Annotated in this window: 9 protein-coding genes; 7 read left to right on the forward strand and 2 right to left on the reverse strand. The window is 43.6% G+C overall.

Translation table 11 applies throughout. The features are described 5' to 3' along the window. Positions 1 to 97 precede the first annotated feature (97 nt). The gene (locus FSB76_RS27820; protein ID WP_147059305.1) at positions 98 to 778 is read left to right on the forward strand and encodes a response regulator transcription factor; all 681 of its coding nucleotides are present in this window, start codon (positions 98 to 100) and stop codon (positions 776 to 778) included. Between the two features lie 182 nt (positions 779 to 960). On the opposite strand, the gene FSB76_RS27825 is transcribed toward FSB76_RS27820, so the two are convergent. Next, positions 961 to 1353 carry an RNA recognition motif domain-containing protein gene (locus FSB76_RS27825; RefSeq protein WP_147059307.1) on the reverse strand — a complete coding sequence of 131 codons (393 nt, stop codon included), beginning with the start codon at positions 1351 to 1353 and terminating at the stop codon, positions 961 to 963. 348 nt (positions 1354 to 1701) lie between these two features. Between FSB76_RS27825 and FSB76_RS27830 the strand changes: the two genes are divergently transcribed. The 5 genes from FSB76_RS27830 (at position 1702) to FSB76_RS27850 (ending at position 9181) form a co-directional block, all read left to right on the forward strand. Next, positions 1702 to 2559 carry a sensor histidine kinase gene (locus FSB76_RS27830; protein ID WP_147059309.1) on the forward strand — a complete coding sequence of 286 codons (858 nt, stop codon included), beginning with the start codon at positions 1702 to 1704 and terminating at the stop codon, positions 2557 to 2559. 221 nt (positions 2560 to 2780) lie between these two features. Then, complete coding sequence (locus FSB76_RS27835) at positions 2781 to 3479, forward strand: LytR/AlgR family response regulator transcription factor (protein WP_147059311.1); 699 nt, start codon at positions 2781 to 2783, stop codon at positions 3477 to 3479. A gap of 125 nt (positions 3480 to 3604) precedes the next feature. Then, complete coding sequence (locus tag FSB76_RS27840) at positions 3605 to 5332, forward strand: CocE/NonD family hydrolase (RefSeq protein ID WP_147059313.1); 1728 nt, start codon at positions 3605 to 3607, stop codon at positions 5330 to 5332. A gap of 129 nt (positions 5333 to 5461) precedes the next feature. After that, entirely contained in the window at positions 5462 to 6490 is a 1029-nt protein-coding gene (locus tag FSB76_RS27845) for a class I fructose-bisphosphate aldolase (RefSeq protein ID WP_147059315.1), read from the forward strand. 366 nt (positions 6491 to 6856) lie between these two features. Then, entirely contained in the window at positions 6857 to 9181 is a 2325-nt protein-coding gene (locus FSB76_RS27850; RefSeq protein ID WP_147059317.1) for a S9 family peptidase, read from the forward strand. A 425-nt stretch (positions 9182 to 9606) separates the two neighbouring features. Here the strand turns inward: FSB76_RS27850 and FSB76_RS27855 are convergent, their stop codons facing one another. After that, positions 9607 to 10206 carry a GNAT family N-acetyltransferase gene (locus FSB76_RS27855; protein WP_147059319.1) on the reverse strand — a complete coding sequence of 200 codons (600 nt, stop codon included), beginning with the start codon at positions 10204 to 10206 and terminating at the stop codon, positions 9607 to 9609. 415 nt (positions 10207 to 10621) lie between these two features. Here FSB76_RS27855 and FSB76_RS27860 point away from each other — a divergent pair, with 415 nt between their 5' ends. After that, positions 10622 to 12370: an ABC transporter ATP-binding protein gene (locus tag FSB76_RS27860; RefSeq protein WP_147059321.1), complete on the forward strand. Its 1749-nt coding sequence runs from the start codon at positions 10622 to 10624 to the stop codon at positions 12368 to 12370. The last annotated feature ends 153 nt before the right edge of the window (positions 12371 to 12523 follow it).

A 12523-nucleotide genomic window follows, 5' to 3' on the forward strand; every position in this document is an offset into this window, starting at 1 on the left:
TAAAAATAAATAGCCCGCAATCAATAACACTTGTTAATATTAAAAAAAACGTCTTTAAACATTCATTATATTACCATCCCTTAATTATGATATTTTGATGGATAAAATACCCCATTTGGAACTGAAAATTCAAGCCGAAATTGATAAAATACATGCTGTTGCCAACCTGTTGCCGGGCGTAACCATTATACACCGGATGCCCGATTTTAAATTGGAATACATGAGCCAAAATGGATTAAGCCAGCTAGGTATAACTTTAGCCGAATTTAGAAGCTATTCTACAGCCGAGTATACGGCAAAATATTTTAACCCGGAGGATGCAAACTCTTATGTGCCGAAGGTAAAAGACATGGTTGAAAGAAACACAGACGAAGATATCACCTTTTTTCAGCAGGTAAAAATAAATGGCAGTCCCGAATGGGTGTGGCACCTGAGTACCATGAAAATTTTAATGCGCGATGATGAAGGGCTCCCTTTACTGGTGATTAATATGGCTTTTAAGGTTGATCCTGTTCAGCATGTAACGGCCAAAGTGGAGCGGATGCTTGATGAAAACACTTTTCTGCGTAAAAACATAAGCAAGTTCTCCAGCCTGTCTAAACGCGAGTGCGAAATTTTGCGCCTCATGGTGCTGGGTAAAAGCTCGCCCGAAATAGCCAACCTGTTATTTATTGCTGTAGGTACGGTTGATACGCATCGCAAAAATATCAAGCACAAACTAAAGGCAAACACATCTTTTGAACTATCACAATACGCGCGCGCTTTTGATTTGGTTTGACGAGTAGGAGGGTTTACATATATGCAAATCCACGATCAATAACTTAATAATTCGACCGTCACTTTTTGAGTTTAAAATCAAAAAAGACATAAAGAGATGGCGTTGCTTCAAAAGCTTAAATAGCATAGCGCCAAACTATGCCGTTTAAAAATGCAGCTGTTGCCAAAAGGTTCACACGTTTTTTATGTCGCTCTTCTTGGTCGTTTGGCTTTTGGGGCATCGCCAGCAACAGGTCTTTTATAATTGCTGCTGCTGCCGTAGCTGCTGCCACTGCGGTTATTATTGCTGTTATATCCTCCAAAACTTCGTTTGGGTGGTGGCGGCTTTACCGCGTTTTCCTCGTTTATCTTTACGTTCAGTGTCCTGTCGCCCATAGGGGTGCCATCTAAGGCAATTACGGCGTTTTCGGCGCCTTCACGGTCCTTCATTTCTAAAAAGGCATAGCCTTTACAAATCCTCGTTTTTTTATCCCGTACTATCTTAATCGTACTCACTTCCCCATGCAGGTTAATTATTTTAACCAGGTCAAGTTCAGTCATGTCCAAAGGGAATCCCCCGACAAATAATTTCACCATTAGCTTTAATGCTTTATTTAGATTTAAAGTTACTCAATAACCAACGAATATCGGTTTCGTTTTATATTAATAGCTAAAATTCTGAATATTTTTTTTGATCAAAGCCGCCTATCGGAGCTTATCAAATCAGATATTATTGGTTAACAGTAGGTTTGCCGGGTTTTCGCCCTTAAAATGGTTGGGTTAAAAAAATAAAAGCTTCATCACCTATGCTGTAAACCGGCCCGGGAAAGCCGAATACTGACTTTAAATTCCCGTTCATCCCCAAACAGCCGCGCCTATGTATTTTTGCTTTATATTACCAAATAGTTTTTGTTGGTTTGTTTTGTTAAGACATACAGCACAACATTGACACAGCAAAAAAGTATATCGTTATATTGGTTATGCCAGCTCATTGGCTGGTCGGCAGCTGGTTTGTTCTGGGGCTTTTCGGCCTGGATGCAAATGCATGCCGGCGGCCATAGCGGGCAATATAGTTACACGCTCGCGCTGTTTCATTTTATTCTTGACATCGGCATTGGCATCCTGATTACCCATGCTTATTATCGCTTTGCGCATAGGTTTAACTTTACCCATTTAAAAGTACAAAAAATGGCTGTGCGCCTTATTCCGGCGGTGCTTTTAATGGGGGTATGTTATATGCTGCTGGTTGCTGGTAAACTTTATGCAGCCCGCTATTATTTTACATTTGCCTACAGCGAAAGCTTTTGGACTTTTTTTCGTGAAAACTACCTGGTGTTATTGGCCACAGGTATCAGGCTGATGGCCATTTGGGTGCTTGCTTTTCACCTGTATCATTATGCCCTTATGGAGATTGGCACGGCTACCGATAATGCCCGTTTACAGGTAGTTGCCCGCGATGCGCAGCTGCAGCAATTATCAGCACAGCTTAATCCGCATTTCTTTTTCAACTCACTCAATAGTGTTAAAGCGTTAACAAATACCAACCCGGCCAAAGCCAGGCGGGCTATAGATTTACTGTCCGATTTGCTGCGCGCCACTTTGTACGGCGGTAATGTAAGCCTTATGTCATTACATGATGAAGTTAATTTAGTGACAGATTACCTGGAGCTTGAGAAGATCCGTTTTGAAGAAAGATTGCAGTTTACCGTTGATATGGAAGAGGGTGTAGAACATTATTTAATACCTCCGCTAAGCATTCAGACCCTTGTTGAAAACGCTATCAAACACGGCATTACGCAGTAGAAAGATGGCGGCGAAATTAAATTAACTATTAAAAACACTAACGGAAAAATCCATATCACCGTTTTAAACCCCGGCAAATGTACTCCTGCAGCTAACCAGCACGGCCTTGGTTTAAAAAACCTGCGAGACCGTTTACAACTGCAATATCAAAACCAGGCCAGTTTTATAATGGAGGAGGTATATGGAGAAAAAGTTTCATCAACCCTTATTTTGCCAGCATCATGAAAAAGATACAGGTTGTTATTGTGGATGACGAACGGCTTGCCCGCGAAGAGGTAAGGACGGCGCTAAGTTATTACCCCGATGTCGAAATTGTCGCCGAGGCGGCAAATGCCGATGATGCAAAGCTTTTAATACAAAAGCATCAGCCTCAATTAGTATTTCTGGATGTACAAATGCCCGAAAAATCGGGATTTGATTTGTTGGAAATGCTTGACACTGTGCCCGAAATTATTTTTACCACGGCTTTTGACCAGTATGCTGTAAAAGCCTTTGAGGCCGATGCGCTCGATTATCTGGTAAAACCTATCCGCGACGAACGTTTTGCGAAAGCAATGGAAAAAGTGAGGGCTAAGCTAACCACAACCACGGATAACAGGCAAATTTTTATAAAAGATGGCAGCAAATGCTATTTTTTAAAAATAGACGAAATTCACCTGGTTGAATCGATGGATAATTATGCTGTATTATATTTTGGCGATAAAAAAGCCTTCCTGAAACGCTCACTAAACCAGATGGAAGAAAGGTTGGACGCAAAGACTTTCTTTAGGGTAAACAGGGCCCAAATCATCAACCTGACCTACATCGATCAAATCAGCCATCTGCCAGGCGGAAAGCTGAGCATCAGTTTGAAAACCGGGCAGGTAGTTGAAGTGTCGGAAAGGCAATCTGTAAAGTTTAAGGGGAAGCTGAAAACGTAATTTAAGGAAGAGGTGAAAGGCTAAAGCTGAAAGGTAAAAGGCTGGATTGTAATTGGACTAATAAATAACAACTGTTAATACAAAAAAAGCTTTCTGCTTTGCTCATCATAAACTAAAAGATAAACATGAAAAAACTAATGCTATTGCTGGCTTTAATAAGCCAGGGGGCAACTCTTTTTGCCCAAAAATCGCCCAATGCTGATTTGGAAAAGTATGTTATTAATGATAGCGTGCTTATTAAAACCCCAAAGGGGCATACTTTATCGGCTGTGGTTGTGCGTCGGCGCGATGTGGCCGGGCCGCAACCGGCAGCCTTGTTGTTTTTTATTTACTCGGATACTAAAAGAAGTTTGACTGAAGCCAAATACGCTGCCGATCATGGCTATGTAGGCGTAGTGGCCGATGTACGCGGCAAGCGTTTAAGCCCCGAAGAAGTAGTACCTTATGAACACGATGCTGAAGATGTTTACTGGGTAATTGACTGGATAAGCAAACAAAGCTGGAGCAATGGCAAAGTGGGGATGTATGGGGGTAGTTATTCGGGCTTTGCGCAATGGGCGGGTTTAAAATATAAGGTGCATCCGGCGCTTAAAACCATTGTGCCTTATGTTTCGGCCATTCCAGGAATGGGTTTGCCTATGGAAAATAATGTGTTTATTAACGTCAATTATGGCTGGGCCTTTTACGTAAGTAATAATAAATACCTTGATACAGCTACTTATAGTAACCAACAACGCTGGCGTAATTTGAATGAAAGCTGGTACCAAAGTGGTGCCGCCTACAACAAAATTGACAGTGTTGACCATGCGCCTAATAAATGGCTGCAACGCTGGCTTAAGCACCCCGGTTTTGATAAATACTGGCAAGCCATGATTCCCTACGGTAAGGAATTTGAAAAAATCAATATCCCGGTGCTGGCTTTTGATGGCTATTATGACGACGGGCAAACATCCGGTTTGTATTACCTGCGCCAGTTGGCCAAATACAATCCCAGGGCCGACTATTACCTGATACTCGGTCCGTACGATCATTTTGGCACGCAAAGGGGAGGAGAGCCTGTTTTACGGGGCTACCAGGTTGATTCGGTAGCTATCATCAACACCAAAGCAATTACTTTTGAATGGTTTGATTATATCATGAAACAAGGTAAAAAGCCTGGCATTATCAAAGACAGGGTCAATTACGAGGTTATGGGCGCCAACCGCTGGGATCATGCCCCATCCCTTGATAAAATGCACCAAAGCATGCTCCGGCTGTACCTGAGCAATGTAAAAAAGGATGATCAGTTTAGATTATCCCCCCAAAAGCCAATCACACCGGCGTACCTTGAACAGGAAGTTGATTTTGCCGACCGTACAACATCTAACAATTATGCTTATCCGTTCCCTATTATTCAAAAAGATATTTATAGCAACGGGTTTACCTTTATAAGCGATAGTTTAAAACAACCGCTTATTGTGAACGGCGCTTTCCTCGGGCAAATTACGGCTGCTATCAACAAAAAAGATTTTGACTATAGCATAGTGCTTTACGAAGTGATGCCTAACGGCGAATATTTTGAGCTTACCTACTTTTTGGGGCGGGCCAGTTATTCGCGGGATATCAGCAACCGCAAACTGTTGCAACCTGGTAAAATAACGACGCTTCCGTTTTCAAATACCAAGGTAGTAAGCAGGCAACTGCGTAAAGGCAGCCGTTTGCTGGTGATTATTAACGTAAACAAAAATAATTTTTGCCAGGTTAACTATGGTACCGGCAAAGATGTAAGCCTTGAAAATATTAACAATGCAAAAACACCGCTTAAAGTAAAATGGTACAACAGCAGTTATATAGATGTACCGGTATCAAAATGAGGGCGGTATTAAAAATCCTGTAGGCAATGGGTAAACCCTGTGTCAAAAAAATGAGGTATATCATTAACTATAAAACAAGTGAGTGCCGATTGGTGTTAATATCCACACCTGCTTAACACAAGGATGATTATGGATACCTCGACATTAAAAACCATCGCTTACCAACTGATGCAAGGCAACAAGGGTTTGCTGGCCATGGACGAAAGCACCACCACCTGTAACAAACGTTTCCAGGAACTTGGCATCCCCCAAACCGAAGAATACCGCCGCAAATACCGGGATCTGATAGTAAACGCGCCCGGGTTGGAGGAATACATTAGCGGTGCAATCCTGTTTGATGAAACCATTCATCAAAGTACTGCCGATGGCACGCTGTTCATAGATATTTTGAAGCGCAAAGGGATAATTCCGGGTATCAAAGTTGATGAAGGTGCCATCCCCATGGTGGGTTTCCCCGGCGAAAAGATAACCGAAGGATTAGACGGCCTGGGCGATCGTTTGAAAAAATATTACCAAATGGGAGCCCGTTTTGCCAAATGGAGGGCTGTTATCACTATAGGTGCCGATATCCCATCATCAACCTGCATAAAAGCAAACGCCTATACGCTTGCCCGCTACGCCATGTTTTGCCAGGAAGCAGGTTTGGTACCCATAGTGGAGCCCGAAGTAGTGATGGACGGCGATCATTCATTGCAAAGATGTGCAGAGGTTACTACCGAGGTAATACATGCCGTATTTAATGCTTTGTACCAACACCGGGTTGACCTGGAAGGCATGATCCTGAAACCTAATATGATACTGTCGGGTGAGGACAGCGCCGAAAAACCGGGGCTCGATGAAGTGGCCGAAGCAACAGTTAAATGCTTTTTAAAAACAGTACCGGCATCGGTACCGGGGATAGCTTTTCTGTCGGGCGGGCAATCGGCCGCGCTTGCATCGGAGCGGTTAAACCGCATGCATACCCGCTTTGGCGATGTGATGCCCTGGGTACTCACCTATTCTTTTTCACGGGCGATACAGCAACCTGCGCTGGAACTTTGGAATGGAAACGACGAAAATATTATTGCTGCCCAACGTGCATTAGTACACCGCGCAGCCTGTAACAGCGCAGCCAAAATAGGTGTTTACACCGCCGATATGGAAGTGAACGAAGCGTAGTTTTACATCTCCGCCAGCCAAAAACAACAATTTTGCATTGTAGCAAATGCAACGAAGAATTTGATTTTTAGCCCGATATTTCCGGGCGCTAAATATTACATGCTTAGGTTTTAAATACCCATGTGTGAATAAGTTAGCCAGTAGCAACCAACGGTTGTTTAATTTTCTATTTAGTTTTATATAATCAAGTCCTCCGATAGATTAACCGGGTGGCTTCTTTGTAGTGCAGCGCATCGGCTTTTAACCCTTACCCCAAAAAGTCTTAACTCTTGATTCTTGCCTCTTGATTCTATTTCTGTAACAATCTTTAAACACGTTCAATTAAAAAAAAGCATTAATTTGCGCTTTAAACATAAGTTGACACTCATGAATAAATATTTACTCACCATTCCGGCGTTTGCCTGGGTTATGTCGGCGTATGCCCAGCAGGGTAGCCCCTTAACTACAAAGGATTATGAACATGCCGAAAGTTTCATGTCATACAATACCGCCCCGTTTGTTGACAGGGCCGATGTAAGGCCTAACTGGTTACCGGGCGACAAATTCTGGTACCGCGTACTCACCGCCCAGGGCAGCGAATTTGTATTGGTTGATCCAGTTAAAAAAACACGCGAAGCAGCCTTTGACCATCAAAAACTGGCCCAGCTGCTTTCGGCAGCTTCGGGCAACAAATACGATGGCAATATGCTGCCTTTTCAAACCATCAGCTTCTCGGCCGATGGTAAAAAAATAATGTTTACGGCAGCCGATAAACACTGGCAGTATGACCTGACCACAGACCTTGTTACTGCCGGAGCAGAACCTGAACATGGCCGCATGCAGCCTGGCGGACGCAGGGGTAAAACAGAAGAAGTATTGTCGCCAGATGGCAGCCGGGCAGCCTATATCAAGGACTACAACCTTTGGGTACGCGATACAAAAACAGGCAGCCAAACCCAGCTAACTACCGATGGTATTAAAGATTTTGGCTACGCTACAGATAATGCGGGCTGGCAAAACTCCGACGCGGCAATTTTACGCTGGTCGCCCGATTCGAAGAAGATAGCCACCTTTAAGCAGGATCAGCGTAAGGTAAGCGATATGTACCTGGTTACCACCAACGTGGGCAAACCGGTATTAAAACAATGGAAATACCCTTTACCGGGCGATGAAATTGCTATGATAACACGGGTGATTATTGAAGTTGATCATCCTAAAGTAATCACCCTACAGGTGCCACCCGATGCACACCGCGCTACCCTAAGCGACGACATCAGCAGCAGCGGCACATTTGATGATGTGGATTGGAGTGCCGACGCTTCAAAGCTGGCCTTTGTATCTACATCGCGCGATCATAAAAACGAGAAATTCCGCATTGCCGATGCGACAACAGGCGCCGTTAAAGAGGTTTTTGAAGAAACCGTTAAAACCCAGTACGAATCGGGCTGGGGTACTATTAACTGGAAGTTTTTGCCCAAAACCAACGAGATTATCTGGTTTTCTGAGCGCGACAACTGGGGGCATTTGTATCTGTACGATGCAGCTACCGGTAAAGTAAAAAATCAAATTACCAAAGGCGATTTTGTAGTTACAAGAGTGTTGAAATTTGATGAGAAAACCCGCGCGGTGTATTTTATTGCCGATGGCCTTGAAAAAGAGAACCCATATTACAGCCAGTTATGTAAAGCAGGGTTTGATGGTAAGCACTTTACTGTGCTGACACCCGAAGAATGCAACCATAACATTACCTTATCGCCAGGTGGCGGGTATTTTGTTGACAGCTATTCTAAACCAGACGTTCCGCCGGTTACCGTTTTACGCAGTATGGATGGCAAGCTGATAACCAACCTGGAAAAAGCCGATGTATCAAGGCTAACCGCTACCGGCTGGAAAGCGCCAACCCCGGTTAAATTGATTGCAGGCGATGGTAAAACCGACATTTACGGACTTATTTTTACACCGACCAATATGGACGCCGGCAAAAAATACCCGGTTATTGATTACATATATCCGGGTCCGCAAGGCGGAAGCGTGGGTAGCTGGTCGTTTGTGGCTTCAAGAGGCGATAATCAATCACTGGCCGAGCTGGGCTTTATTGTGGTAGTAATTGAAGGCACCAGTAACCCGCTGCGTTCAAAAAGTTACCATGATATGAGCTACGGTAACATGTCTGAAAATACCTTGCCCGATCAGATTGCGGGTATCCGGCAGTTATCAAAACAATACCCTATTGATACCAATAAAGTAGGCATCTGGGGCCACTCGGGCGGTGGCTTTGCAACGGCTGCGGCCATGTTCCGCTACCCGGATTTCTTTAAGGTAGGTATTTCCGAATCGGGTAACCATGACAACCGCAACTACGAGGATGACTGGGGCGAACGGTACGATGGCCTGGTATCAAACTCCGATTATGCCGCCCACGCCAACGAAACGTATGCCAAAAACTTAAAAGGCAAGCTAATGCTGGCCCATGGTTTAATGGATAATAACGTACCGCCGTACAATACCCTTTTGGTAATTGAAGCGCTGGAAAAAGCTAACAAAGATTATGATCTGGTAGTATTCCCCAACATGCCGCATGGTTATGGCCCTTACTCGCCCTACATGATGCGCCGCCGCTGGGATTACTTTGTAAAGAACCTGTTGGGCGTAGAAACACCGCACGAATACGTGTTGAAATCCAAAACAGATCCGAGGAATAAGACACAATAAATTGTAATTATTTTAACAAATCCCCTTTTGAGAGGGGGCGGGTTGGGCTGTGATGTGACAGGGGTGTGTTGTTCGATATGCATGTTCGATAAACACACCCCTCCGCCTCTCCCGAGAGCTACTGTGTGTACTCATCTTTTAGGAAAAACCCCGGAGGGGTTGAATGTCGGTAGAAATAGATCAAAAATAGCTTTACGTGCCGTAGGTACGTCACTATTGAACATTTCGTATCAAATGAGCATTGATAAATGCCCAATTTTAGTGGCCAGTTTCGTACCTACGGCACGAAAAAGGAGGGGTACTTAATTATTCTACCGACATTTCACTCCTAACGGAGTGCTTTTCAAAATTATTATCTCATATAAAACATGTGTACACACAGTAGCTCTCGAGAGGGGATTTGCACACGGCCTTCGTTTTCTTTTTTATAGCTTCCCCTTCAGCCTTTTCTTAACCCCGTTTTCCCATTCATTTTTTAAAATACTCAGTACAATGGAGTTGCGCCTGCCGCCATCTTCCAGTGGCATGTTGCTGCGTAAAATACCCTCAACCTGGCAGCCAATGCTTTTCATGGCGGCTATGCTGCGTTCGTTACGTGCATCGGCCCTGAATTCAACCCGCATCATATTCAACTCTTCGAAAGCGAATTGCAAAAGCAGTAATTTGCAATGCTTATTTAAACCCGTTCCCCTGAATTTTTCGCCATACCAGGTATAGCCTAGCTGGAGCGAGTTTAGTTTGGGCTGTATATCGTAATAACGGGTGCTGCCGGCATATTGGCCGGTTTGCTTATCAATCACTATAAAAGGATACTCGCGGCCTGCTGCGCGGGCTTTAAGGGCATCATTAACATAACGGCGCATGCCTTCTTCGTATTTGGCGCTTACGTTGGAGTATTGCCAGGTGGCAGGCTCGTTTATGGCAAAAGGAAGCAGGTTTTCCAGGTCATCTGCCTGTAGCGGGCGGAGTAGTACCCGTTCATCTTCTAAAACATAACTGGCTGCCGGATCAAAGTAGGAGGTCATTAGTATAGTTAATTTTTATAAAGCTAAAGGTATAAGGATTTTTAAGAATTAGCAGTAAAGCGCTTTAATCGACAACGGAGCCGGCGTTGTATAATCCTTTAGCATGGCATTGGGAAGAACGAAGCAGAAGTTAACAGGTTACTTAATTACATGTTTTGTAGTCGCACGCACAATCCCTTCCCGATTTGTGCTGCCATCATGTTAACGCGGGTAACGTGAAAATATTTTTGAAAAAAAATTATACTTTTTAAAGTTTTAAAAACCATAATTCCACCTATATATTTGACAGCATAACCAATTTTGACCTGGAAAATCAATTATTGGTTAAGCATTTAAAATGTTTTTGATTGTCAATCGTCCAATAAAGTAGCGTTTATTTGTAATCTACTTTTACAGTATCTAATATAACTTGCATATGCAACCCAATAAAACCAAACCAAATCAAAAACCTCCCGGCGTATTCAGCCTGCTGAAGCCATACCTGGGCTGGGTTACGTTATTATTAGTGTTCTCTGTAGCGGCAACGGCAATTAACCTTTGGCTGCCTAAAATAATTGCCAATGGTATTGATGCATACACCCATCACCAGTTTGTAGTTAACGATGTGATTAAAAAGTTTTCGCTGGCGGCAATTTTGGTATTTGTTTGCGGCGCAATACAGGGTGTTATACAAACCTACTCATCGGAGCTGGTGGCTAAGGATCTGCGCGAAAAACTGGCCGATAAAATTTCGCGCCAAAGCCATGCATTTATCGAGCAGGCCAATCCGTCAAAACTGTTAACCAACCTCACCGCCGATATCGACTCTATAAAACTGTTTGTATCGCAGGCGCTGGTATCAATCGTCACATCGCTTTTTACCATTATTGGCTGCAGCGTAATGCTGCTCATTATCAATTGGCGGTTGGCGCTGGCGGTTATTGTTATTATTCCTATTATAGGCGGTACGTTTGCGTATGTTTTAAAAAATGTGCGTGCGCTGTTCATGAAAAGCCGCGGGGTGATAGATACCTTGAATAAGGTTATTAACGAAAGTATATTGGGCGCGGCATTAATCCGGGTTATCAATTCGCAGCAACTGGAGTTTAACAAATTTTTGGCTGCCAATACCGAAGCGAAAAATTACGGGTTAAAAATCCTCGCTTTTTTTGCGGGGTTGATACCTATAGTAACCTTTACCGCCAACATGGCCCAATTAACCATTTTAGTAATGGGCGGGCATTTTGTAATAAACGGCAGTATGAGCCTGGGTAGTTTTGCGGCGTTTTACAGCTATTTGTCGCTACTGATATTCCCGATATTTGTGCTTGGCTTTATGAGTAACCTGATAGCGCAGGCCAGCGCATCATATGCCCGCATTGGTGTGGTTTTAGATGCTCCCGATGTTGTAGACGGCGGCAATTTAAAAGAGGTGCTTCGCGGCGATGTGGAACTAAAGGATGTATCTGTTGCGTACGGGCAAAAGCTGGCGCTTAAAGGGGTATCGTTAAAAGTTACTGCCGGATCAAAAATTGCCATCATCGGGCCAACATCGGCAGGTAAAACCCAATTGCTTTACCTGTTAACCGGGCTTATTAACACAACAAGCGGCGAGGTATTGTACGATGGTAAAAGTATAGCGGCTTATGACAGCGAATCGTTTCACCGGCAGGTGGGTTTCGTTTTCCAGGACAGCATTATTTTTAATATGAGCATTCGCGAAAACATTGCTTTTAGCGATACGGTAACTGATGAGTCGCTGCAAAAGGCGATTGATACGGCCGAGTTGAAAGATTTTATTGGCAGTTTGCCCAACCAGTTAAATACCATTGTATCCGAAAGGGGCTCCAGCCTGTCTGGCGGTCAAAAACAGCGCATTATGTTGGCCAGGGCGCTGGCGGTTAATCCCAAGGTTTTATTGCTGGATGATTTTACAGCGCGGGTAGATGGCAATACAGAAAAGAAAATACTGACCAATATTCAACAAAATTATCCGGGCTTAACATTAATATCGGTTACTCAAAAAATAGCCTCCGTTGAGCATTACGACCAGATAATTTTACTAACAGAGGGCGAAATTGTAGCCAGCGGCGTACATGACGACCTGATGAAAACCAGTACCGATTATGTGCAGATTTTCAACTCGCAACAAAGTACCAGTAATTACGAATCGGTTAAGTCTTGAGTCTGTAGCACTAAGTCTTAAGTCAGAAGTCTTGAGTAGAAAGTCCTTAGTAAAAAAGTATTTTTTTTGATCTAAGACTTACCGCCGACTTAGAACTCAAAACTTTGGACTCAGAACTTATGACTTAAGACTTCCGACTTAGAAGTGTCACAA

This window comes from Mucilaginibacter ginsenosidivorax, assembly GCF_007971525.1.
Classification (GTDB): Bacteria; Bacteroidota; Bacteroidia; order Sphingobacteriales; family Sphingobacteriaceae; genus Mucilaginibacter; species Mucilaginibacter ginsenosidivorax.